Origin of the sequence: Marisediminicola senii, assembly GCF_011057645.1 — a bacterium.
Classification (GTDB): domain Bacteria; phylum Actinomycetota; class Actinomycetes; order Actinomycetales; family Microbacteriaceae; genus Marisediminicola; species Marisediminicola senii.
Genome location: NZ_JAALGE010000002.1, coordinates 12,836 through 34,258, shown reverse-complemented (window position 1 = coordinate 34,258; position 21,423 = coordinate 12,836). Strand labels below are relative to the sequence as shown.

Sequence of the window (21,423 nt, the reverse complement as noted above, 5' to 3'; positions counted from 1 at the left end):
GGTCAGCTGCGCCGCTGTTTCTCGTCGGCGTCGAGGAACAGCCACTCGGGTTTCGGCTCGATCAGGGGCCGGAAGATGCGCCGCACGAGCGGACTCGACAGCGCGATCGAGATCGCGATGCAGGCGAGGATCATCGACAGCAGCCACACCGCCGAGGTGCGCTCGCCCGAGATGACGCCGGTCTCGCGGATCGGATAGAGGATGAAGCTGTGCAGCAGGTAGACGTACATCGTCGCCTGGCCGAAGTCGGTGAACCAGGTCTCACCGCGGGGCAGCAGCACGAAGAACGAGGCGCTGAGCAGCACGGCGAGCACGATGATCGCGAGCCGCACGCCGCCGGCCCACCACTGATCCTCGCCGAGTCCGGAGTACGAGTCGTCGTAGAAGAACCAGAACCGCAGGTCGACGTCGCGCCAGACCTGGATGTTCGCGACCACCACGTACAGCCAGGCGCCGAAGATGCCGACCGCGAGCGCGCGGATCCACCACGCGGCGGCCTTCAGCGTCGGCCACCTCTCGATGATGCCCCACTCCTTCAGCTTCCAGCCGAGCACGAAGAACGGCAGGATGCCGATGGCGCGCGACAGTGAGAACGTGCTGTCGACGTTCGGCAGGTAGCCGACTCCCACGGAGAACAGCAGCGCCCAGAACAGCGGAAAGCGCACGAGCGCGAGGTACGGCAGGATCAGCCGGAAGATGCCCAGTGCGAGCAGGAACCACAGCGTCCAGCTGGGCGAGGTGGGGTTGAGCTCCTGCTTGCCCTCCACCAGGAACTGCACGACCGTCCAGATCGTCTCCATGATGAAATACGGCAGCAGGATGTCGGTGATGACCTTCTTCAGCTGGTGCACGCCGGGAGGGCCGGATTTCGAGAAGTAGCCGCTGATCAACGCGAACGCCGGCATGTGGAACGCGTAGATGAACAGGTACACGATCAGCGCGTTGTTCGACTCGGCGGTGAGCCGCTGGACGCCGTGCCCGATCACCACCAGGGTCACGCAGGCGAAGCGCGCGTTGTCCCAGACCGGAACCCGCGGGGCAAGGCGGCGACCCGTGCCAGGGCTCTCGCCCTGCGTCGGGATGGTGCCGGTGGTCGCCATAACGCTCACAGCCTAGATGACCCCGCGCGACCGCTAGCGTTGAGCGGGGGTCGCCCCCGCCCGCCAGTCGAGGAGTGAAAATGAAGCGTGTTGTCGTCACCGGTGCCAGTTCCGGAATCGGGGAGGCCACCGTTCGCCTGTTCCGCGAGCGGGGCTGGAACGTGGTCGGCGTCGCCAGGCGCACCGACCGCCTCGAGGCGCTCGCCGCAGACACCGGAGCGGAGGTGTTCACCGCCGACCTCACGAAGCAGGCCGACGTCGACGCGCTACGCGATTTCGTGCGCGACGGCGGGCCTGTGCACGCGCTCGTCAACAACGCCGGGGGCGCGTTCGGCATGGCGTCGGTCGAAGACGGCGACCCGGATGACTGGACCCGCATGTACGACGTCAACGTCGTGGCCACCAAGCGCGTGACCAGCGCACTGCTGCCGCTGTTGCGCGCGGCCATTGCGGGAGGGCAGGGTGCTGGAGGGCAGAGCGCCGACATCGTCACCGTCACCTCGATCGCCGGGCACGTGGCCTACGAGGGAGGTGGCGGGTACAACGCGGCCAAGTTCGCGGCGCGCGCCCTGGTGAACGTGCTGCGGCTCGAGCTCGCGGGCGAGCCCATCCGCGTGATCGAGGTCGCCCCCGGCATGGTCAAGACCGAGGAGTTCAGCCTCGTGCGCTTCGCCGGCGACCAGTCGAAGGCCGACGCGGTCTACGACAACGTTCCCGACCCCTTGGTGGCCGAGGACATCGCCGAGGCGATCGTGCACGCGGTCGAGCTTCCGGCGCACGTGAACCTCGACCTCATCACCATCAAGCCCGTCGCGCAGGCCGCGCCGCACAAGGTGATCCGCGGCGAACTCCGCCCGCGCGACTGACGCCCAGCGCACGGGTCTCCGCGGTGCCGCGACGCGGGTAGCGTTGCACCATGAGTGACGACGAGCGGGCAGACACCGGGCAGGTAGTGGACGAGCGCGAGACGCTCGGCTGGGACGAATTCGGCGAGGCCGCGCGATTGCTGGCCGCCGACATCCTGCGCTCCGGGTTCAGGCCCGATGTCGTCGTCGCCATCGCGCGCGGTGGCCTCCTGCTGGCCGGTGCCGTCGCCTACGCGCTCGACGTCAAGAGCTGCGGTGCCCTCAACGTGGAGTTCTACACCGGGGTCGACGCGCGCCTGCCTGAGCCGGTCGTGCTCGCCCCGCTGCTCGACAGCGAGTCGCTCGACGACAAGCGCGTGCTCATCGTCGACGACGTGTCCGACTCGGGGCGCACCCTCGCCATGGTGGTCGACCTCGTCGCGAGGGCCGGTGCCGACGCCCGCTCGGTCTGCCTCTACAGCAAGCCGGGAACCGTGCTCGAGCCCGACTTCGTGTGGAAGTCCACCTCGCGGTGGATCGACTTTCCGTGGAGCTCGCTCCCGCCCGTCACCGCCTCGCCCGTCACCGCCTGACCCGACAGCATCATGACTCCGAAACCCCTCACCGAGCTCGTCGACCCCGGCTGGGCGTCGGCCCTCGCCCCGGAGGCCGAGCGAATCGCCGCGATCGGCGACTTCCTGCGCGCCGAGACCGCGGAGGGCCGCGGCTACCTGCCGGCGGGGCCGAACGTGCTGCGCGCGTTCGGCTACCCGATGGACGACGTGCGGGTGCTGATCGTCGGGCAGGACCCCTACCCGACCCCGGGGCACCCGATCGGGCTCTCGTTCGCCGTCGATCCCGCCGTGCGGCCGGTGCCGCGCAGCCTGCAGAACATCTACCGCGAGCTGAAGGACGACCTCGGCATCACCCCGCCGACGCACGGCGACCTGACCGCGTGGTCGCGCGCCGGCGTCATGTTGCTCAACCGGGTGCTGACCGTGCAGCCGGGCGCGTCCGGCTCGCACCGCGGCAAGGGCTGGGAGCAGGTCACCGAGCTGGCGATCCGCGCGCTGGTCGAGCGGGAGCGTCCGTTCGTCGCCATCCTGTGGGGCAAGGATGCCGCGTCGCTGCGTCCGCTGCTCGGGTCTGCGCCGATCATCGAGTCGCCGCATCCAAGCCCCCTCTCCGCATCGCGCGGCTTCTTCGGATCGAAGCCGTTCAGCCGTGCCAACGCCATGCTCGAGGAGCTCGGCGCGCCGCCCATCGACTGGGCCATCCAGTGACGGGGCCCTCGACTACAGTCGAGCGCATGCACGCTCACGTCGCCGCCCTGCTCCTGGCACACGGTCGCTGATGCTCGAAGAGGAATACCAGTCGGGCCACCGCCCGTTCGGCGCCCAGCGCAACCTGCCGCCGCTGCAGGTGCCGTTCGAGTACGAGATCCGCGATGCGACGCTCGAAGACCTGCCAGACGTGCGGGCCATCTACAACCACTACGTCGCGAACTCGACAGTCACCTTCGACGAGACGCCGATGACGCTGCGATCGCTGCGCGCGAAGTTCAGCCAGCTGCAGAAGTCCAAGCTGCCGTTCATCGTCGCGGTGAGCCCCAACGGCCACGTGCTCGGCTACGCCTACGTTTACCCGTGGAAGTCGAAGGCGGCGTACCGCTTCACCGTCGAGAACTCGATCTACCTGGGCCCGGCGGCGACCGGCAAGGGCCTCGGCAAGGCGCTGATGGCCGCGCTCATCGAGAGGTCGAAGGCTGCGGGCCTCAAGGAGATCGTCGCCGTCATCGCCGACCGGGGAGCCGACGCATCCATTCGCCTGCACGAGAGCTTCGGGTTTCGCACCATCGGGCACATGGGCAAGGTCGGGTTCAAGTTCGGCCGCTGGCTCGGCACGGTGCTCATGCAGAAGAGCCTCAAGTAGCGCGAGTTCGGCTCGGGGGCGAAACGGCCCATTCTCACTAGGCCGGGGACCGTGGATGCTGCGGCGCACCCACGATCTCGGTGAGCGTGGCCTCGATGCCGTCGATCGACTCCGATTCGCCCCGCCAGAGCATGCGCAGCAGCAGCCCGTCGATCGCCAGCGCGATGGTGGACGCGCGCTCCGCGTACCCGGCCGCGGCGACCGCACCCTCGAGGGCGCTGTACCACTGCTCGGCGGCTGCGCGCAGGGCGTCGCGGCGCATCGCGAGGAAGAACAGCTCGTACTGCGCGATGGCGGAGGAGCGCTCGGTGTGCGTCCACTCGTACAGCAGCGTCGCGAGCTCGCGCAGTGACGCGGCCCGCCCTGGTGCGCCGTCGTGCGCGCCGGTGCTGACCGACGCGAACAGGGCGGCCTGCGACTCGGCGGTGCGCAGCAGCGCGCTCACCAGCAGGTCGTCGAGGGTCGCGAAGTAGTAGGTCGCCGCGGCGACGGGCACGCCGGCCTCCGCCGCCACGGCCCGGTGCGTGACGGCACCGGGGCCGCCGCGTTCGAGCACCCGCACGACCGCGTCCTGCAGCGCGTCGCGGCGGGCCTCGCCCTTGGGCGTGATGCGGGGGGTGCTCACTCGTGGCTCCCGCCGAGTTCGAGGAGCACGACGACGCCGCGGATGTACTGTCCCGTGCTCACTCGTGGCTCCCGCCGAGTTCGAGGAGCACGACGCCCCCGACGACCAGTCCCATGCCGACCAGCTGCACCCAGGTCAGCGACTCCTGGAAGAGCAGCCAGCTGACCAGGGCGACGAGCACGACGCCGACGCCCGCCCAGATGCCGTAGGCGATACCGAGAGGAACGCCGCGCGAGAGCGACTGCGAGAGCATCGAGAACGCGAAGACGTAGCCGATGACGACGGCGGCATACGCCCACCAGGCGGAGCGATCGCCGGACGTGAACTTGAGGAACGTGGTAGCGATGACTTCGCCCACGATGGCCAGTGCGAGGAATAGATAACCCATGATGGTTCTATTCTGGTACATCTGTACCAGAATAGAAACTCCGGGGCCGAGTGCACAGCGAATGCGCAGTGCGGGCGCCCCCGCTACCGCCGCGGTTCGCCGCCGCGCCCGACGATCGCGAGCACCAGTGCGCGCGGCGAGAGTCGCACGCCGATCGTCTGCAGCAGGTTCTGCCGGCCGCTCACCACGCTGGCCGGTCGGCGCCGGTTGTCGAGCGCGCGGAACGCCGTCTCCACCACGCGCGCCGGCTGCTGCATCCGTCCGAAGACCGCGTCGTCGGAGCCCGCGGCGTCGAAGAACTCGGTCGACGTGGGGCCGGGGTTCAGGGCGAGCACGCGCAGGCGCGACGCGCGGCTCTCCCACGCGATCGCCTCGGTGAAGCTCAGCACGAACGCCTTCGTTGCCCCGTAGACGGCCATGCGGGGCAGCGGCTGGAATGCCGCCGTGCTGGCGACGTTGACGAGCGCACCGCGCCCGTCGGCCTGCAGGTCGGGCAGCAGCGCCCTGGTGAGGGTGACGAGGGTCGCGACGTTGAGCTGCACCTCGCGCTCGATGGCGGAGGGGTCGAGGGTCGCGAACTCGCCGTGGTTGCCGAATCCGGCGTTGTTGACGAGGGTCGCCGGGTGGATGCCGCGGTCGGCGAGTTGCCGCACGAGGCTGGCCGCGCCATCCGGCGATGCGAGGTCGAGCGCGATCACGGTGCACACGGCCCCGTGCGCGGTCGCGAGTTCCGAGGCCAGTTCGGTGAGGCGGTCCTCCCTGCGTGCGACGAGCACCAGGTCGGCGCCGCGTTCGGCGAGCCGCCGGGCGAACTCCCGGCCGATTCCGCTACTGGCTCCGGTGACGACGGCCGTGGTTCCCCGTGGGTCGAATCTCATGGTTCGAGCGTACGTTGGGGGAGGGTTATGGTCGTTCCATGCCAGAGGCTCCGCGTTCCCGGCCGGACAAGCACACCGTGCTGCACACCTACTCGGCGCGGATCGTGGCCGCCCCCGACGTGGTGTTCCGTTCGCTGGACGCCCGGTTGCAGCCACCGGAGGGCTCGTACACCGCGTACCTCGCCGATCCGGCCGACCTGCTGATCGTCACCCAGGGGTCGTGGTGGTACCGGGCGGAATACCGCGTCGTCCCGCACGGATCCGCGGTGCAGGTCGAGCACGTCATCGTCAACGTCGCGCAGCGCGGTGAGCGGGCGGCTCTCGTGGCGGGACGCCGGGTCGTCGCGGATGCCCCGCTGGCGTTCCACGACGTGATCAAGGCGTTGCGGGCCGAACTCGAGCGCCCCGCTCCCTGACCCGGACGCGGTGCACGGCGCGGTCACGCCAAGCTGGGAATCCGTCGCGGCGGGGGCTGCGGGCGACGGTGAGTTCGCAGCCCGCGGGTAGCGTCGACGGAATGGAAACCACAGACATCCGCTGGAACGACGAAGCCCGCGCAAAGATCCTCGACGACTCGGACCGCGTGCTGCAGGAGGCCGTTCTCGACCTCGCCAAGACGATGGTCGGCGAGCCGTCCGACGCCGCATTCGCCGAACTCAACGCCCGCCTCAAGGACCGCTTCATCGACTTCGAGCCCGGCCCCGACCTGCGCAAGTACGCCGACGCGATCGTCGCGGGCGAGATCGAGTCGTCCAGCGCCAGCTGACCTGCGCAGCTGACCGACAGCCGCAGGGGCCGGCGAGCGGTGCACGCTCTCCGGCCCCTGCGTCTGTCGCCTCGCGTCAGGGTGTCGCCCGGCTCAGCACCAGGTAGCCCAGCACGGCGCACAGCGCGGTGGGGATGAGCGACCACGCCACCACCCCCGTCTGGCCGGCGTCGACCAGCCACTCGCCGACGGCGGGCCAGCTCGACGTGACGGTGAAACCGGTGATCATTAATCCGGTGGCGAGCGTCAGCAGCACGAATGCCGCCCCGAGTCCCCAGGCGCGCCAGCGCATGTAGATTGCCGAGAAGGCGGCGCCGGTGGCCATGAAGAACAGGATGATCCCGGTGAACGACAGCAGGCGGGAGCCGAGGCCGCCGTCGTCGAAGTAGACCGCGGTGAACATGCGGCCACCCAGTCCCCAGCCGCCCGTCCAGTCCTCGATGTAGGACAGCAGGGTCAGGCCGGCGCCGTACAGCAGGGCGAGGATGCCGAGCGCGAGTCCGGTGCCGAGTGCGAAGTGCCTGCGCGTGACGCTGTACCCGAGGGCGAATGGGAACGTGAGGGTGACCGCCTGGATGGCGAGGACCATCATCCAGATGAAGATGAACCCCGTCGAGCCGCTCCAGCTCAGGCCGGCCCTGGCATCCGCCCGGTCGCTCTCGGTGGCGGCGACCCCGATGATGATGGCCCAGATGCCGAGGTTCATCAGGAAGATGGCGCCGAGGATGGCCCAGGGCACCACGAAGGTGTTGACGGCATTGGCGAAGTGCAGCCTGGTGACGGCGATGACCCGGCCGCCCGTGTCGGCGGGGCGATCGATGGCGGTGGTTGTCATGCGCTGGTCTCCAGTTCTTCCGCGCGAATCGACGTGGTCCTGATGACGAGTTGCTGCAGCGACACCGGCACGATCTCCAGTCCCGCTGCAGTGGCAGCGAGTCGGTCGTCGTAGCCAAGGCCGGGGATCGTGACCGAGCTGAGCCCTCCGATGTCGTCGCGGTGCAGCACCCGCCGACCGGCCACGAAGGCGTCGACGGAGGAGCGGGGTCCGGCGACGGCGCTCGCCGACCCTCGGACGTTCTCTGCCGTCTCGTCCATCACGATGCGCCCGTCGTCGATGAGCAGCACGTGCTCCAGGAGGTCGCTCACCTCGTCGATGAGGTGGGTCGACAGGATCACCGTGCGGGGGTGCTCGGCGTAGTCGCGCAGCAACCGGTCGTAGAACACCTGCCGGGCGACCGCGTCGAGGCCGAGGTACGGCTCGTCGAACAGGGTGAGAGGGGCGCGCGACGCGAGCCCGACGATCACGCCGATCGATGACAGCTGGCCCCGCGACAGCTTCTTGATGCGCCGGTGCAGCGGCAGCCTGAAGTCGTCGATCAGCTGTTCGGCGAGCTCCGCGTCCCACCGGGGAAAGAACAGGGGAGCGGTGGCGAAGACGTGCTTCGGCGCGAAGTCCTCCGGATACTTCTGGCTCTCCTTGATGAAGCAGACGTCGCGCAGCACCCGCGCGTTCTCGACCGGCGACTCGCCGAACACCGAGATCAAGCCGGAGGTGGCGAACTGCTGGCCGGTGATGAGCTGCATCAGGGTGGTCTTGCCCGCGCCGTTGCGGCCGAGGAGACCGGTGATCTGGTTCTCCTCGACGCGGATGCTGACGTCGTCGACGGCGAGCATCTTGCCGAATCTCTTGGTGAGGCCGGTGACCTCGATCGCTGCAGTCATGCGATCCCTTCCTTTCCGATCATCTCTGCTATCTGGTCCCGCGTGATGCCGAGCTTCGTCGCCTCGACGAGCAGCGGGCGGAGGTACTCCGCGTGGAACTGTTCGCGCCGCTCGCGCGCGATGGCCAACCTCGATCCCTCTGCCACGAACATTCCGATACCCCGTTTCTTGTAGAGGATCCCGCCCTCGACCAGGAGGCCGACGCCCTTGGCCGCGGTCGCCGGATTGATGCGGTAGAACGCCGCGATCTCGTTGGTCGACGGGGCTTGCGACTCCTCCTGCAGGGCGCCCGAGAGGATGTCGTTCTCGATCTGCTCGGCGATCTGCAGGAATATGGGCCGGCTGTCGTCCACGGTGCTCCGGATTCGCTGGTACCAGACCCGCCATCGCTGCCGGGCGTTGGTTCGTTGGTTGGTTAGTTTAGTAACTAACCAACCATCCAGCGGGAGCGAAGTCAAGAGCGACGTAGGCTCTGGGAATGTTCGAACTCCACCACCTCAGTGCGCAGGAGCAGTGGGCCTGGCTTCGCCGGGGCGACATCACCCCGCTCGACCTGGCCAGGCACTACCTGGAGCGCATCGCGCGGCTCGACGGCGAGCTCGGCGCGTTCGTGACCGTGACCACCGATGCGGCACTGCGGCGGGCCGGCCACCTCGAGGCGACGGCGTCGCGCACGGCGCCGCTGTGGGGCCTGCCATTCGCCGACAAGGACCTCACCGCCCGCGCCGGCGTGACCATGGGCAGCGGCTCCCGGTTGATGGCAGGCTACGTGCCGAGAGAATCCGACGAGCTGGCGCGTGCATTCGATGCCGCCGGCGCGGTCAGCCTCGGCAAGACCAGCACCCCGGAATTCGGGCTCAGCTCCTACACCGAGAGCGCGGTGGGGCCGCCAGCGCGGAACCCATACGACCTGTCGCTCGGGGCCGGCGGGTCGAGCGGCGGCGCCGCCGTCGCCGTCGCGGCCGGCCTGCTGCCGTTCGCTCCCGGAACGGACGGCGGCGGCTCGGTGCGCATTCCTGCGGCTGCCACCGGACTCGTCGGCCTCAAGCCGTCACGCGGGCTGGTGCCGAGCGGCACCGGCATCGACAAGCTCGCCGGCCTCGTGGTGCCAGGGCCGCTCGCGCGCACCGTCGCCGATGCCGCGATGGTGCTCGACGCGCTCGTCGAGGGCATTCCGAATCCGTTCACCCTGCGCGCACCACGCTGGGACGGCGGCGCGCTCCTCAACGCGGCGGCACGCGGGGAGGGCCGGTTTCAGATCGGCGTGATGTCGACGTCGCCGTGGGACGACGCCTACGACGTAGTGGTCGCGCCCGAGGCATCCACCGCCGTCGACGTCGCGGTGCGTGAACTCGACGCGATGGGGCACGGCCTCGAGGCGATGGCGCTCGAGCCCGACCCGACCTATGCCCCGGCGTTCCGCACCATCTGGCAGGCCGGGGCAGCCGGCATCCCCGCGGAGGGCGAGCAGCTCGACCTGCTGGAGCCCCTCACCCGCTGGCTCGTCGAACGCGGAAGGTCGTTGAGTGCCCGGCAGCTCGCCGAGGCCCTCGCCGCCCTCTCGCTGTTTGAGCGGTCGATCATCCGCCAGTTCTCCGGGTACGACGCCGTGCTGACCCCCGCGACCGCGCTCACCCCGCGCCCGGTCGGCTGGTATGACCAGCGGGATGCAGAGCGCAACTTCGCGCAGCAGGTGCTGTACACCCCGTTCACGAGCTTCGCGAACGTCACCGGACTGCCGGCGATCACGCTGCCCGTGCACGCCACGGAGAACGGCGTGCCCATGGGGGTGCAGCTCATCGGGCGCCCGGGCGGGGAGCACGTGCTGCTGTCGATCGGTGCGCAGCTCGAGCGGCGCCTCTACTGGCAGCGGCGCCACCCCGCGATGTGGTGACGGTGCTCTCGGCTCAGATCGGTGCGCGTGCGGTGAGGGTCGGGAAGACGCCGTCGGCGTTGGAGAAGTACCAGTTCGTGCCGGCGACGAGGTAACACTCGACCAGGCCGGCTTCGAGGGCGGGATTGCAGTACTGGGTGCCCTCGGCGGTCTCGGTCGTCGTCCACTGGGTGTCGACCAGGGCCTGCAGCCGGGTGTCGCTCTCGGCGGCGGGCAGCGCGACGTAGCCGAAGTAGTAGCTCAGGTCGCCTGCGGGTGGGCCCCACAGGCATTCCAGTCCTCCGTAGGCATCGAACGGCAGCACTGTGGTGGCGCCCGGGCGTTCGGACGACGGGCGGAACGACCAGTCGGCGGTGGCGTCGATGCGGGCGAGCACGTCGGCATCGACGAGGGCGCGGCACGGTGCCTCCTCGTCGACGGTGGCGACCGGGGGTGTGGTGGGTGATGGCGATGCTGTCGGCGACGGGCTCGCCGATGCGGATGGCGCGGGGCTGGCCGACGACGTCGACGTCGGTGAGGGGGTGGGGCGCGGGCTGGCGCTCGCCGCCGGGGATGACGGGGTCGGGCTCGGGGAGGCGCCGATGAGCGTGCTCGACACTGGGGAGCACCCGCTGAGTAGCATGCCGCCGAGCAGTGCCGCGGCGGCCCACGAGACGCGTGCTGGAATCGATCGTCGAACCGTCATGGAATATCCCCCCGATATGACGCTCACATTACCCAGACGCCCCGGGGGGCAGGCATCCGGCGCGCGGTCGTTGCCATGCTGTTACGCGCGTCGCACGGCGAGGCGGTGCGCCACGAGGAGCACGTCACAGCGAAGGGCGCACTTACTTAGGTAAGGCATGCCATACTTGGGCTATGACGACGACCCGAGCAGGCACCGCAGCGACCAGGGCGACCACCGCTGACTTCGTCGCCTTCGCCGTGACCGTGCGCCGCATCGAGAAAATGGGCGCCCACTTCGTGCGCGTGACCCTCGGTGGCGACGACCTCGAGCACTTCCACGCGGCCGGCCTCGACCAGCGCGTCAAGCTCATCTTCCCCCTCGCCACGACCGGGCTCACCACCTTTCCGCGTGGCGGCAGCGACTGGTACGCCGGATGGCGCGACCTGCCGGAGCACGAACGCTGCCCCATGCGCACCTACACCGTTCGCGCCGCCCGCACCGCCGCCGGCGAGATCGACGTCGACTTCGCCGTGCACGGCGACACCGGTCCGGCCACCCGCTGGGTCAACCGCGCCAGCGTCGGAGACGAGCTGCTCGTCGTCGGCCCCGACGCCAGGACGCTGGTCGTCGGCGCGGGTCCGATCGGCGGCGTCGAGTTCCGCGCCGGAGACGCCGACCGCGTGCTTCTCGCGGGAGACGAGACGGCGGCACCCGCCATCTGCAGCATCATCGAGCAGCTGCCGGCCGACACGCGCGGCCAGGTGTTCATCGAGGTCGCCACCGACGACGACATCCTGCCGGTCACCGCCCCGGGGCGCATGACCGTCACCTGGCTCGCCCGCGACACCCGCGACGCCAGCCACGGCGAGGCCCTCAACCGGGCCGTGCGGGCCTGGGTCAGCGAGATGGTCGCCCCTGCCGCCGCCGACGAACCGGTCGAAACGACGGGCAACGCCCCGCTCGGTGACGCCGATGCCGACGCTGAACCCCTGTGGGACGTTCCGCCGGCCACCGGCGAGCACCACGGCTTGTACGCCTGGATCGCCGGCGAGGCGAGCTGCATCCGCGAACTCCGTCGCTTCCTGGTGCGCGACACCGGGCTGCACCGCAACGACGTCGCCTTCATGGGCTACTGGCGCGCCGGGCGACCCGAGAGCTAGCCACCGCCCGCCCCGCGGGCACCCACTACAGCGACGGGCCTCGCCGCCCGCAGCTTGATGCCCGGGTACGGCGATCGCACCGTGGACGACGACCTGCCCTAGCGGTATCCGCCCTTGGTGAGGCCCGCCTCGACCTCGAACCTGTTGCCCCTGGCATCGGGACCCGCGGCCAGGTACAGCGGGAGCAGTGCGAGGCCGTACTTCTGCCACTGCGCGCGGTGCACTGCCTCGTGCTCGAGAACGTCGTGCGACACGTTGAACCGGGTGATGTACACGGCGCCGACCGTAGTGCCCCCGCGGCCGAAGGCCCACGACGGGCACCCGCGCGCCACGATCACGCCTCCACTCTCCTCGATCCGCCCGACGCTGAGCAACGCACCCCATGCCAGGCCGACCGCCGTGACCAGCAGGTAGCCCAGTCGCACCACCACCGGGTTCAGCACCAGCATGCGCGCGCCGGGCGTCACCCTGCCCACGGTCACGAGCACGCTGGCGACTGTCTGGACCACCGGTCGACGCTGTACGCGAGTCATATCTCCATTAGTAGCAGACCGAAAGCATGCGAACGCATCACGTGTAGCGCGGCGGTCAGCCGTGACCAAGCAACACCCGCATACAGTGAACGCATGGTCAACAGGGGAACGCGCGTCGCGCTGGTGTCGATGCACACCTCGCCGGCCGCGCGGGCTGGCACCGTCGACGCCGGCGGCATGAACACCTACATCCTCGCCATCGCCACAGAGCTCGCCGCGCGCGGGGTCGAGGTCGACCTCCTCACGCGCGCCACTGGCGCCCCCGCGGTGCACGCGGTCTCCGACGGGGTGACCCTGTGCGAGCTGCGCGCGGGCCCACCGGGGCCGCTCGCGAAAGACGACCTGGTGGCCGTGACCGACGAGTTCGGGGAGGCCGTCGCCGAGCTCGCCGGCCGTGGCGGACCCGGCTACGACGTCATCCACGCCCACTACTGGCTCAGCGGCCTCGCCACCCTGCCGGTGGCCTTCGAGCTCGGCCTGCCCTTCGTGCAGAGCTTCCACACCGTCGCGGCCATGAAGAACGCCTCCCTCGCCCCCGGCCAGCAGCCGGAGCCCGAGATGCGGCTGCGCACCGAGGCGTACCTCGCCAACCAGGCCGGCGCTGTGGTCGCCGGGTCTGCGGCCGAGGTCACCACCCTGATCGACAGCCTGCGGATGCCGCCGGAGCGGGCCTGGGTCATCCCACCCGGGGTCGACATCGCGCACTTCAGGCCCGGCCGCGCCGCGGTCGCCGACAGCCGCATGCGCGCGCGGTACGGCATCGACGCCGCATCGCCGATCGTGACGGTCGCCGGGCGCATCCAGCCGCTCAAGGGACTCGAGCTGGCCGTCGACACGATCGCCGAGCTCGGTGCCGCCGGCCGTTGGTCACCTGTGCTCATCGTGGCCGGGGAATCGACGCCGGGCGAAGACCCGTACCTGCAGTCACTGCGGCAGCGCGCGGCCCGCCTCGGAATCGGTGCGCGAGTGCGATTCGTCGGCGCGCTCGGTCGTGAGGACCTCGCCGACCTGCTCGCCGCGTCATCCATCACCCTCGTTCCGTCGCACAGTGAGACCTTCGGGCTGGTCGCCCTCGAATCCGCGGCGAGCGGCACCCCGGTGATCGCGCAGCGCGGCTCGGGGCTCACCGACTCGGTGGCCGACGGGCTCTCCGGGGTGCTCGTCGCGTCGAGGGAGCCGCGGGACTGGGCGGCCGCCGTCTCGAGGGTGCTCGACGACGAGGCGACCGGCCTCGGCTGGTCGGCCCGGTCGCGGCTGTACGCCGAGGGATTCACCTGGGGCTCGACCGGCACCGCCCTGCTCGGGCTGTACGCGAGCCTCGGCCAGGTGCGCCTGTAGCTGTAGCTGTAGCTGTCGCAGGCGCGGACCCGGCCGCGGCCGGTGCGGCTCAGGCCGTCGGGCGCCCATACGTCTCGAGCAGGCGCAGCCAGATCTCGCTCATCGTCGGGTAGGCGGGAACGGCGTGCCAGAGTCGCGCGAGCGGCACCTCGCCGACGACGGCGATGGTGGCCGACTGCAGCAGTTCGGCGACATCCTGTCCGACAAAGGTCATGCCGATGATCACCGACCGTGACTCGTCGACGACCATGCGGGCCTTGCCGGTGTACCCGTCGGCGAGCAGGCTGGCGCCCGCGATCGACCCGAGGTCGAAGTCGACGACGCGGATGTCGTAGCCCGCCTCCTCCGCGGCCGTCGCGGTCAGGCCGACCGAGGCGACCTCGGGATCAGTGAAGGTGACCTGGGGGACGGCCTGGTGGTCGGCCGTCGCGACATGGGTTCCCCACGGGGAATCCGAGACGGTGCCGCCGGTCGCTCGAGCGACGATCACGTCGCCCGCCGCCCTGGCCTGGTACTTGTCCTGGTGGGTCAGCAGCGCACGGTGGTTCACGTCGCCCACCGCGTACAGCCAGTCGATGGGGTCGCCGTCCCCTGCACCGATGACGCGCAGGGTGTCGTCGGTCGTCAGCCAGCCGCCCGACTCGAGGCCCACGGTGTCGAGCCCGAGGTCGCCGGTGTTCGGGGTGCGGCCGGTCGCGACGAGCAGCTTCTCGGCGCGCACCTCGGTGCCGTCGTCGAGCATGACCGAGACGGCGTCGCCGTCGGTGCGCACCGAGCTGGGGGAGACGCCGGTGCGGATGGTCACGCCGAGCGCCTCGAGGCCCTCCTGCACGAGTTCTCCGGCGAATGGTTCCTGCCCGCCGAGCAGGCCGCTGCGGGCGATGACGGTGACCTCGGTGCCGAATCCGGCGTATGCGGTGGCCATCTCGACGGCGACCACGCCGCCGCCGATGATCGCGAGGGTGGCGGGCGGGGTCGCGGCGCTGGTGGCCTCCCTGCTTGTCCACACGTCGACGGTGTCGATCCCGTCGATGCCGGGAACGAGGGCCCCTGAGCCGGTGCAGATCGCGACGGCGTGCCGCGCCGTGAGCTGCGTGACGGTTCCGTCCGGGGAGGTGACACTGACCGCGCGGGTTCCGGTGAGCCGCCCGCGCCCGCGGATGAGGCCGATGCCGGCGCTGTCGAGCCATTCGACCTGGCTGTCGTCGCTGTAGCCGTGGGTGAACTCGTCGCGGCGGGCGAGCACCGCGGCGACGTCGAGGTCGCCTGTCACGGCCTCCCGGGCGCCGCCGAGGGCGCGGGCCGCGCGCAGGGCGCTGGCGCTGCGCAGCATCACCTTCGACGGCATGCACGCCCAGTAGGAACACTCGCCGCCGACCAGCTCCGCCTCGACGATGATCGCCGTGAGCCCGCCCTGCACGGCGCGGTCGGCGACGTTCTCCCCGGCCACGCCGGCTCCGATGACGATGACATCCCACTCGGTTTCGATCATTTCGGTGCTCTCCCTGGTCGGTGTGTGCGTTCTGGGTCGTGCGTGCGTGCGTGCGTGCCTGCGGTGGTGCGTGTGGTGCGGCCGTGTCGTTCCGGTCGGGGCTGCGGGTGGCGGTGCGCGCGGCTCAGCGGCCGACGAAGGTCGCCGGGGTGCGGGTGAGGAACGACTCCATGCCGATGCGGGCGTCTTCGCTGGCCGCGAGCCGAACCAGCTCGGGCTGCAGGGCTGCCTCCGCCGCGGCATCCCCCTGCCGCACGGCGATGCGGGCATTGGCCAGCGCCGCCTGCACGGCGAGCGGCGCCTGCGCGGCGATGCGGCGGGCGATTTCGAGCGCGCGGTCGAACTGCTCGCCGTCGGCCACCAGCTCCTGCACCAGACCCATGCGATGCGCCTCTGCGGCATCGAACGAGTCGCCGGTGAGGATCCACCGCATCGCATTGCCCCAGCCCGCCGTGCGGGGTAGCCGGATGGTGGCTCCGCCGAATGGCAGGATGCCGCGGCTCACCTCGATCTGCCCGAACACGGTCGACGTCGCGGCGACCGCGATATCGCTGGCCAGCATCAGCTCGATGCCGAGGGTGAGGCAGGTACCGTGCACCGCGATGACCACGGGCTTCGACAGCTGCGCGCCGTCGACCTGCCACGGGTTGATGCCGCCGGTGGGCACCAGGCTGATGCCGTCGGCTCCGATGCGCGGGCCGATGTCGGCGAGATCGAGGCCGGCGGTGAAGTGCTCGCCGTGCGCGAAGACCACGGCGACACGCAGCTCGGCGTCGCGCTCGAACTCGCCGTACGCGGCGGCGAGTTCCATCAGCATGCGGTAGTCGGCGGCGTTGCGCTTTTCCGGGCGGTTCAGGCCGAGCAGCAGCACGTGGCCGTCACGCTGCACGGTGACGCGGGGAGTGGGCTGTTCGGGGGAGGCTGCGGGCGACGCTGCGGGCGAGTCCATGTGGTCAGCCTACGGCGGCGGTTGCTGGGCGTCAGCCGTGGCATCCACCCCGCCCTTCGTCCATGCACCGAGCCCGAGGGCGGGCGTCGGTCAGGCGATGGGCGGTGCGGCCTTGGTCAGGGCACCGACGACCCGCAGAATCGTCGACATCGACTCGGACGCGGAATCGGGCGACGCGGGGGCGAACTCGGTGATCGCGGCCCCGGCGAGGGGCAGTGTCGCGCGCGCGGCGGCGATCAACTCGAGCAGCGCCTGCGTGGTGATGCCGAACGGCTCGGGGTAGGTGACGCAGTCGAACTCCGCGGGGTCGAGCACGTCGAGGTCGACGTGCAGGTACACCGAGGTCGCGCCGGTCGCCCGCAGGGCCGCGGTGAGAGCCTCGGGCGTCAGATCGCCGGGAGCGAGGGTGGTGATGCCCGCGGACTCGGCGAAGTCGCTCTCGGCGTCGTCGAGGGCGCGCGTGCCGGCGAGGATGACGCGATCGGCCTTCAGCGCGGTGGGCGGTACGAGCTCGGGCGCACCGTCGCCGAGCAGCGTGCGCAGCACCATGCCGTGGAACGCGCCGGAGGGCGACGACTCGGGGGTGTTGAGGTCGGGGTGCGCGTCGAGCCACACCACGGCGACGTCTGCCGTCGACGCCGCGTGGGCGATCGACGCCAGTTCTACTCCGCAGTCGCCGCCGATGACGATCGGCAGGTCGTCGGCCGCCTCGAGGGCGATGGTGAGGGCATCGCGCACCTGGTGAACGGCGCTGAGCCGCTGCACCCCGGTGCCGAGGCTCGAGCCCGCGCCCGACGGCACGGTGACGGTGACGGTCGCGGCACCTGGCAGGTCGCCGCCGATGGCGTCACACCCGTCGATGAGTCTCATTGCCCGGGACGAACCGGAACCCTGCCACTGCGGAACGACGATGAAGGAGGCTGGCACGGGCCAAGTCTGGCACGGGTGGGGGTACGAGACCGCTCAGCGTGGCGAGGAGGCTGACAGCGCTGCCCACCACCGCCAAGTCTGGCACGGGTGAGAGGCCCCAGCGTCGTGCGGCGCTAGCGCTCGACCGGCACCGGCTTCGCCGAGCCCGACTGGCTGATGAGACGGATGGCGCGTTCCAACGGTCCGCGCCCGAGGAAGCGCTTCCACAGGCTGGCGAACACGAGCGACGCGATGGTCATGCCGATGAGCAGGGGCCAGCCCGGATTGTCGATGGTCTCGCCTCCGCTGTCGCGGATGCCGTTGATGAGGGCGAGCGCGAGGATCTGCAGGGTGTAGACGGTGAGCGCCATCGACCCGATCGCCCCCAGTGGCCACAGCACCCCGCGCGACACCGACCCGAGCGACCCGCGCTGGTCGGAGGTGATCCACAGCACGGCGCCGATCACGGCGATGGCCACGCCGCCCGACCCGAGTACTTCGGCGGTCGACCCGGAGTGCTCGGCCGCGCTGACGCCGGGCAGCACGAGCGCTGCGCCGTAGCCGAGCGCGGCCGCGATGCCGCCGCTGAGCATCATCAGTCCCTGCGTGCGGGCACTGCGGAGGTCGGAGCGGGCGGCGATGATGCCGACCAGCAGGAACGGCACCCAGACGAGCGCCGGGTAGTACCCGGTGAGGAAGTACACCTCGAGGATCTCGACGATGGCCGATGGCGGCGGGCCGGGCGCGTCCACGATCGATGCAGCGAACGGTGCGGCGAACAGCAGCACGACCGCGACGATGGCGAGGATGCGGCGCGGCATGAAGAGCAGCGGCAGCACCAGCATGAAAATGATCGCGTAGTAGTCGAGGATGATCGCGATGCCGCTGCCGAGGGTGCTCAGGGTCACGCCGAGCACGAACAGCACCATCGCGCGCAGCGTGATGCCGATCAGGCGGTCGTTGCGCGACCCCTTGGCCAGCGGGCGGGTCGACCCGGTCATGATGCCGAGCGACACCCCGGCCAGGGTGGCGAACAGGATGGACGAGCGCCCGTCGACCAGTAGTTCCCCCTCGCCGAAGCGGGGGATCGTGTGGGCGACGAACATGCCGACGATGGCGAGTCCTCGCGCGACATCGATGCCGACAACGCGCGAGGACTCACCGGGCATGGTGTCTACTCTCCCGTGCCGATGGAGCGCGGCGACGGCGAACCGGCCTTGAGCGCGGCGAGGCGGGCGTCGAGTTCGACCTGCTCGTCCGACGCTTCGAGGGCTTCGAACTGCGAGTCGAGGCTGGATGCCGCGAGCTCCTGCTGTCCGAGCACGCGGGCCTCTTCGCGCCGGATCTTCTCCTCGAAGCGACCGATCTCGCTCGTGGGGTCCATCAGGTCGATGGACTTGACGGCGTCCTGCACCTGGCGCTGGGCGTCGGCGGTGCGCGAGCGGGCGATGAGCTCGTCGCGCTTCGAGCTGAGCTGGGTGAGCTTGGTGCGCATCGCGTTCAGCCCGGTCTTGAGCTGCTCGACCACGGCCGTCTGCGACTGGATCATCGGCTCGGCCGAGCGGGCTTCCTTCTCCGCCGAGATCTGGCGCCCGATGGCGAGCTTCGCGAGGTTGTCGAACTTGTCGGCGTCGACGGTGCTGCCGGCGGCACGCAGTTCGTCGGCCTTGCGGCTGGCGGCGACGGCTTTGTTGCCCCAGTCGGCGGCGTTCGCCATGTCTTCTGCGTGGTCCTGCTCGATGAGGCGGAGGTTGCCGATCGTCTGGGCGATCGCGCTCTCGGCCTCGGAGATGCTGCTGGTGTAGTCGCGCACCATCTGGTCGAGCATCATGGCGGGGTCTTCCGCCTGGTCGAGCAGTGCGTTGATGTTCGCCTTCGCGAGCTGGGTGATGCGTCCGATGATCGATTGCTTCGTCATGGTGCTTCCTTTCGTCGTGATTCGGGTGAGTCGTGGTCGAGATCGTGATTCGGGTGGTCGTAGTGGGTGCCGATTGGTGCGGTGGCCTGCGGTGGTCCTGCCGTCAGAACCGGCCGCCGCTGCTGCGGGAGCCACTGCCCCCGCCGAAGCCACCGCCGCTCGAGCGGCCACCGCCTCCGCCGAAGCCGCCGCCCATGCCGCCGAAGCCGCTGCCGCCAGAGCGGGAACCGCCGCCGAAGCCGCCGAAGCTGCCCCCGAAGCCGCCGCCACCTCTGCTGCCGCCGCCACCGAGCATGTAGCCGAGCACTCCGGCGAGCATCGGGTCCATGCCGCCGCGCTGCTGGCCCTGGCCCTGGCCGTACTGCTGGTACTGGTTCAGGTCTGCCTTCGCCTGGCTGATCGCACTGCCCGCGAGCTGGTTCGCCTGCTGGGCCTCGGCGAGGGCGCGCACGGGGTCGGCGTCGGCGAGCCCGACGGCCAGGTCGTAGTGCCGGCTCGCCTCGGCGAGGCGGGTCCTCGGCGCATCGCCCATCGCCCCGCGCCGGGTTCCGACGAAGCCCTGCGCGGCAGTGATCTGGCTGTGCGCGGTGGCGAGGGTTCCCCGCAGGTTTGTGCGGGCACGCTCGACCGCGATCTGGGCGTCCCTCGCCTGCCCGTACACGGCGTCGAGCTGCGCGTTCGCCTCGGTGAGCCTGGTCAGCCGGGCGACCGGGTCCACGCCGCCCGTCGTGTCCGACGATGAGGCGAGTGCGGCCTCGGCGGCTGCGATGGCGGGCTGGAGGGGTACGGATGCCGCGGCATCCGTCATCGCCCTCGCCGCGTCGATGTCGTGCCGGGTATCCGCGACCACCGCGTCGATGCGCAGGTTCGCCTCGGCCAGCGCCTCCGCGAGTTCGTCGATGGAGGCGAGCAGCCGGCTGGCCTGCGCGACGCTGCCCTGGGCGGTGCGCACGGCGACGGCGGCCTCCCCGGCGGTGCCCGCGGCGATGGCCGCGTCGGCCGTGGCCGCGGATTCCACCGCCACGTCGAGCAGCGCCGACGCGTCGGCGGGGTTCTCATCGACCGTGGCGATCGCGGCGGGTGAATACGTCGACTGCAGGTTTCGCAGGGTCGACACCGCGGCGTCGCGCCGGTCGGTCACGGTGTCGATGGCGGTACGCACCTCGGCGAGGGCGGCCGGAACGTTCTGCTCGAGGTCGCGCAGCTCGTCGAACGCGTCGGCCTGCGCGTCGAGTTCGGCGTCGGCCTGTTCGCACAGCTCGATGATCCGGCGGCTGAGCGACGCGCGCTCCTCTGCGGTCTCGGGCTGCGCGTCATCCAGTCGCTGCTTGATCGTGAATGCCTCGGTGAGGTTGGCGGTCGCCGATGCGAGGGCTGCAGCGAACGGGCGCGATGCCTCGTCGCCGAACTGCGCTGCGGCGAACCCGAGCTCCTGCTGGCTCTGGGTGACCTCGTCATCGAGCTGCACGAGCACCGCGCCGACGCGGAGGTCGAGCTGCTTGCGCTCCTCCTCGAGCGCGCGGCGCTTCTGGTCGGCGCGCCCGCGCCTGCGCACGGCGATCACGACGAGGGTGATGGCACCGGCGAGCACGAGCACGCCGACCAGGATCAGGGTCCAGGGGATGCCGCTGCCATTGATCGCGTATTCGTAGCCGTCAGCGGCGGCGATGACCGCGCCTGCCCAGTCACCGTCGCTGAGCAGGGGGAGGAAGTCGGCCTCGACGCCGTCGGTCTCGCCCTCGTCGAGCTGAAAGTCTTCGGAGTAGCGCACGTCGTAGTTCTGGTCGTCGATGGCGACGGCGAGCAGGATGTCGTCGGTGCCGAGGCGGTTCTGCTCCGCGGTGGCGGCGGCCCAGCTCTCGCTGGTCGGAACGCCGTCGAAGGTGTCGACGAACACCACGAACAGCTGCGTGCCGGTCTCGGCGTACAACGAGTCGAGGGCGCCCTGCACCTCGCTCTCGCGGCCGTCGAGCGCACCCACCTCGTCGACGATGTCGGCGCCGTTGAGGTCGACCGGGTCGGCGGCGAACGCGGTGGCCGGCACCCCGAGGGCGACGGTCGCAGCGACGAGCAGCGCTGCCGCGGCCCGGCGGAGCCCCTGCGGCATCCACCCGGTCGCATTCCGGGCGAGGCCGGTGTGGGCAGGCCCCCGTCGAACGGAGTCATGTCGATCGGTGCGGTGCATGCGGATGACATTCTCCAGGGCGAATCGGCGATCAATCGGGAGCGCGGCTTTCTGCGATCCTACCCAGTCGTTGCTATGCGTCCCCGGGGTTGACGTGCGGTCCTGCGGTGTTGACCCGGGGC

At 70.5% G+C, this 21,423-nt stretch carries 24 protein-coding genes; 9 read left to right on the top strand and 15 right to left on the bottom strand.

What is annotated here, in order from left to right:
- Positions 1–2: 2 nt before the first annotated feature.
- On the bottom strand, positions 3–1,100 hold the full coding sequence (locus tag G5S38_RS01810) for an acyltransferase family protein (RefSeq protein WP_165063606.1): 1,098 nt from the start codon (positions 1,098–1,100) through the stop codon (positions 3–5).
- An 80-nt stretch (positions 1,101–1,180) separates the two neighbouring features.
- Between G5S38_RS01810 and G5S38_RS01805 the strand changes: the two genes are divergently transcribed.
- From G5S38_RS01805 to G5S38_RS01790, 4 genes are all read left to right on the top strand, one after another.
- On the top strand, positions 1,181–1,966 hold the full coding sequence (locus tag G5S38_RS01805; protein WP_165063604.1) for an SDR family NAD(P)-dependent oxidoreductase: 786 nt from the start codon (positions 1,181–1,183) through the stop codon (positions 1,964–1,966).
- 50 nt (positions 1,967–2,016) lie between these two features.
- Positions 2,017–2,538 (top strand): phosphoribosyltransferase, encoded by a 522-nt coding sequence (locus G5S38_RS01800; protein WP_165063602.1) that lies wholly within the window; start codon positions 2,017–2,019, stop codon positions 2,536–2,538.
- Positions 2,539–2,550: 12 nt separating this feature from the next.
- Positions 2,551–3,228 carry a uracil-DNA glycosylase gene (locus tag G5S38_RS01795; protein ID WP_165063599.1) on the top strand — a complete coding sequence of 226 codons (678 nt, stop codon included), beginning with the start codon at positions 2,551–2,553 and terminating at the stop codon, positions 3,226–3,228.
- A gap of 70 nt (positions 3,229–3,298) precedes the next feature.
- Positions 3,299–3,877 (top strand): GNAT family N-acetyltransferase, encoded by a 579-nt coding sequence (locus G5S38_RS01790; RefSeq protein ID WP_165063597.1) that lies wholly within the window; start codon positions 3,299–3,301, stop codon positions 3,875–3,877.
- 37 nt (positions 3,878–3,914) lie between these two features.
- Here the strand turns inward: G5S38_RS01790 and G5S38_RS01785 are convergent, their stop codons facing one another.
- The 3 genes from G5S38_RS01785 to G5S38_RS01775 all read right to left on the bottom strand — a co-directional run bounded on the left by G5S38_RS01785 (position 3,915) and on the right by G5S38_RS01775 (position 5,768).
- Complete coding sequence (locus tag G5S38_RS01785; RefSeq protein WP_165063595.1) at positions 3,915–4,502, bottom strand: TetR/AcrR family transcriptional regulator; 588 nt, start codon at positions 4,500–4,502, stop codon at positions 3,915–3,917.
- Positions 4,503–4,560: 58 nt separating this feature from the next.
- Positions 4,561–4,911, bottom strand: coding sequence for a DMT family transporter (locus tag G5S38_RS01780; protein ID WP_235928849.1), 351 nt, complete (start codon positions 4,909–4,911; stop codon positions 4,561–4,563).
- Positions 4,912–4,973: 62 nt separating this feature from the next.
- Positions 4,974–5,768: an SDR family NAD(P)-dependent oxidoreductase gene (locus G5S38_RS01775; RefSeq protein ID WP_165063593.1), complete on the bottom strand. Its 795-nt coding sequence runs from the start codon at positions 5,766–5,768 to the stop codon at positions 4,974–4,976.
- Between the two features lie 38 nt (positions 5,769–5,806).
- Here G5S38_RS01775 and G5S38_RS01770 point away from each other — a divergent pair, with 38 nt between their 5' ends.
- Together G5S38_RS01770 and G5S38_RS01765 are read left to right on the top strand one after the other, a co-directional pair.
- On the top strand, positions 5,807–6,184 hold the full coding sequence (locus tag G5S38_RS01770; protein ID WP_165063591.1) for a hypothetical protein: 378 nt from the start codon (positions 5,807–5,809) through the stop codon (positions 6,182–6,184).
- 101 nt (positions 6,185–6,285) lie between these two features.
- Positions 6,286–6,534 (top strand): hypothetical protein, encoded by a 249-nt coding sequence (locus tag G5S38_RS01765; RefSeq protein WP_165063589.1) that lies wholly within the window; start codon positions 6,286–6,288, stop codon positions 6,532–6,534.
- Between the two features lie 76 nt (positions 6,535–6,610).
- Here G5S38_RS01765 and G5S38_RS01760 read toward each other — a convergent pair whose 3' ends face one another.
- Genes G5S38_RS01760 through G5S38_RS01750 form a run of 3 tightly spaced genes read right to left on the bottom strand, consistent with a single transcriptional unit; the run spans position 6,611 to position 8,609 of the window.
- Positions 6,611–7,369, bottom strand: coding sequence for a hypothetical protein (locus G5S38_RS01760; RefSeq protein ID WP_165063587.1), 759 nt, complete (start codon positions 7,367–7,369; stop codon positions 6,611–6,613).
- On the bottom strand, positions 7,366–8,256 hold the full coding sequence (locus G5S38_RS01755) for an ABC transporter ATP-binding protein (protein WP_165063585.1): 891 nt from the start codon (positions 8,254–8,256) through the stop codon (positions 7,366–7,368). The genes G5S38_RS01760 and G5S38_RS01755 overlap by 4 nt, the downstream gene beginning before the upstream one ends.
- Positions 8,253–8,609 (bottom strand): GntR family transcriptional regulator, encoded by a 357-nt coding sequence (locus G5S38_RS01750; RefSeq protein WP_165063583.1) that lies wholly within the window; start codon positions 8,607–8,609, stop codon positions 8,253–8,255. The genes G5S38_RS01755 and G5S38_RS01750 overlap by 4 nt, the downstream gene beginning before the upstream one ends.
- 125 nt (positions 8,610–8,734) lie before the next feature.
- Here G5S38_RS01750 and G5S38_RS01745 point away from each other — a divergent pair, with 125 nt between their 5' ends.
- Positions 8,735–10,150 carry an amidase gene (locus G5S38_RS01745; protein ID WP_165063581.1) on the top strand — a complete coding sequence of 472 codons (1,416 nt, stop codon included), beginning with the start codon at positions 8,735–8,737 and terminating at the stop codon, positions 10,148–10,150.
- Between the two features lie 13 nt (positions 10,151–10,163).
- On the opposite strand, the gene G5S38_RS01740 is transcribed toward G5S38_RS01745, so the two are convergent.
- Positions 10,164–10,835 (bottom strand): hypothetical protein, encoded by a 672-nt coding sequence (locus tag G5S38_RS01740; protein ID WP_165063579.1) that lies wholly within the window; start codon positions 10,833–10,835, stop codon positions 10,164–10,166.
- Between the two features lie 173 nt (positions 10,836–11,008).
- On the opposite strand from G5S38_RS01740, the gene G5S38_RS01735 reads away from it, so the two are divergent.
- On the top strand, positions 11,009–11,977 hold the full coding sequence (locus G5S38_RS01735; protein WP_165063577.1) for a siderophore-interacting protein: 969 nt from the start codon (positions 11,009–11,011) through the stop codon (positions 11,975–11,977).
- 98 nt (positions 11,978–12,075) lie between these two features.
- On the opposite strand, the gene G5S38_RS01730 is transcribed toward G5S38_RS01735, so the two are convergent.
- A complete protein-coding gene (locus G5S38_RS01730) occupies positions 12,076–12,486 on the bottom strand; it encodes a Fe-S oxidoreductase (protein WP_235928848.1) in 411 nt (136 codons plus the stop codon).
- A gap of 117 nt (positions 12,487–12,603) precedes the next feature.
- On the opposite strand from G5S38_RS01730, the gene G5S38_RS01725 reads away from it, so the two are divergent.
- Positions 12,604–13,848, top strand: a complete 1,245-nt coding sequence (locus tag G5S38_RS01725) for a glycosyltransferase (protein WP_165063575.1) — start codon at positions 12,604–12,606, stop codon at positions 13,846–13,848.
- A gap of 49 nt (positions 13,849–13,897) precedes the next feature.
- Here G5S38_RS01725 and G5S38_RS01720 read toward each other — a convergent pair whose 3' ends face one another.
- The 6 genes from G5S38_RS01720 to G5S38_RS01695 all read right to left on the bottom strand — a co-directional run bounded on the left by G5S38_RS01720 (position 13,898) and on the right by G5S38_RS01695 (position 21,301).
- Entirely contained in the window at positions 13,898–15,340 is a 1,443-nt protein-coding gene (locus G5S38_RS01720) for a dihydrolipoyl dehydrogenase family protein (protein ID WP_165063573.1), read from the bottom strand.
- 124 nt (positions 15,341–15,464) lie between these two features.
- Positions 15,465–16,289, bottom strand: a complete 825-nt coding sequence (locus G5S38_RS01715) for a crotonase/enoyl-CoA hydratase family protein (protein ID WP_165063571.1) — start codon at positions 16,287–16,289, stop codon at positions 15,465–15,467.
- A gap of 90 nt (positions 16,290–16,379) precedes the next feature.
- Positions 16,380–17,216, bottom strand: coding sequence for an arginase family protein (locus tag G5S38_RS01710; RefSeq protein ID WP_235928847.1), 837 nt, complete (start codon positions 17,214–17,216; stop codon positions 16,380–16,382).
- A 116-nt stretch (positions 17,217–17,332) separates the two neighbouring features.
- Entirely contained in the window at positions 17,333–18,367 is a 1,035-nt protein-coding gene (locus tag G5S38_RS01705) for a DUF418 domain-containing protein (RefSeq protein WP_165063569.1), read from the bottom strand.
- 5 nt (positions 18,368–18,372) lie between these two features.
- Positions 18,373–19,116, bottom strand: a complete 744-nt coding sequence (locus G5S38_RS01700) for a PspA/IM30 family protein (protein ID WP_165063567.1) — start codon at positions 19,114–19,116, stop codon at positions 18,373–18,375.
- A gap of 103 nt (positions 19,117–19,219) precedes the next feature.
- Positions 19,220–21,301, bottom strand: a complete 2,082-nt coding sequence (locus G5S38_RS01695) for a TPM domain-containing protein (protein ID WP_165063564.1) — start codon at positions 21,299–21,301, stop codon at positions 19,220–19,222.
- Between the last annotated feature and the right edge of the window lie 122 nt (positions 21,302–21,423).

Excerpts from the sequence above, each read along its gene's own strand:
- G5S38_RS01810 (WP_165063606.1), bottom strand. The coding sequence starts at position 1,100 with ATGGCGACCACCGGCACCATCCCGACGCAGGGCGAGAGCCCTGGCACG.
- G5S38_RS01805 (WP_165063604.1), top strand. The coding sequence starts at position 1,181 with ATGAAGCGTGTTGTCGTCACCGGTGCCAGTTCCGGAATCGGGGAGGCC.
- G5S38_RS01800 (WP_165063602.1), top strand. The coding sequence starts at position 2,017 with ATGAGTGACGACGAGCGGGCAGACACCGGGCAGGTAGTGGACGAGCGC.
- G5S38_RS01795 (WP_165063599.1), top strand. The coding sequence starts at position 2,551 with ATGACTCCGAAACCCCTCACCGAGCTCGTCGACCCCGGCTGGGCGTCG.
- G5S38_RS01790 (WP_165063597.1), top strand. The coding sequence starts at position 3,299 with ATGCTCGAAGAGGAATACCAGTCGGGCCACCGCCCGTTCGGCGCCCAG.
- G5S38_RS01780 (WP_235928849.1), bottom strand. The coding sequence starts at position 4,911 with ATGTACCAGAATAGAACCATCATGGGTTATCTATTCCTCGCACTGGCC.
- G5S38_RS01775 (WP_165063593.1), bottom strand. The coding sequence starts at position 5,768 with ATGAGATTCGACCCACGGGGAACCACGGCCGTCGTCACCGGAGCCAGT.
- G5S38_RS01770 (WP_165063591.1), top strand. The coding sequence starts at position 5,807 with ATGCCAGAGGCTCCGCGTTCCCGGCCGGACAAGCACACCGTGCTGCAC.
- G5S38_RS01765 (WP_165063589.1), top strand. The coding sequence starts at position 6,286 with ATGGAAACCACAGACATCCGCTGGAACGACGAAGCCCGCGCAAAGATC.
- G5S38_RS01760 (WP_165063587.1), bottom strand. The coding sequence starts at position 7,369 with ATGACAACCACCGCCATCGATCGCCCCGCCGACACGGGCGGCCGGGTC.
- G5S38_RS01755 (WP_165063585.1), bottom strand. The coding sequence starts at position 8,256 with ATGACTGCAGCGATCGAGGTCACCGGCCTCACCAAGAGATTCGGCAAG.
- G5S38_RS01745 (WP_165063581.1), top strand. The coding sequence starts at position 8,735 with ATGTTCGAACTCCACCACCTCAGTGCGCAGGAGCAGTGGGCCTGGCTT.
- G5S38_RS01740 (WP_165063579.1), bottom strand. The coding sequence starts at position 10,835 with ATGACGGTTCGACGATCGATTCCAGCACGCGTCTCGTGGGCCGCCGCG.
- G5S38_RS01735 (WP_165063577.1), top strand. The coding sequence starts at position 11,009 with ATGACGACGACCCGAGCAGGCACCGCAGCGACCAGGGCGACCACCGCT.
- G5S38_RS01725 (WP_165063575.1), top strand. The coding sequence starts at position 12,604 with ATGGTCAACAGGGGAACGCGCGTCGCGCTGGTGTCGATGCACACCTCG.
- G5S38_RS01720 (WP_165063573.1), bottom strand. The coding sequence starts at position 15,340 with ATGATCGAAACCGAGTGGGATGTCATCGTCATCGGAGCCGGCGTGGCC.
- G5S38_RS01715 (WP_165063571.1), bottom strand. The coding sequence starts at position 16,289 with ATGGACTCGCCCGCAGCGTCGCCCGCAGCCTCCCCCGAACAGCCCACT.
- G5S38_RS01705 (WP_165063569.1), bottom strand. The coding sequence starts at position 18,367 with ATGCCCGGTGAGTCCTCGCGCGTTGTCGGCATCGATGTCGCGCGAGGA.
- G5S38_RS01700 (WP_165063567.1), bottom strand. The coding sequence starts at position 19,116 with ATGACGAAGCAATCGATCATCGGACGCATCACCCAGCTCGCGAAGGCG.
- G5S38_RS01695 (WP_165063564.1), bottom strand. The coding sequence starts at position 21,301 with ATGCACCGCACCGATCGACATGACTCCGTTCGACGGGGGCCTGCCCAC.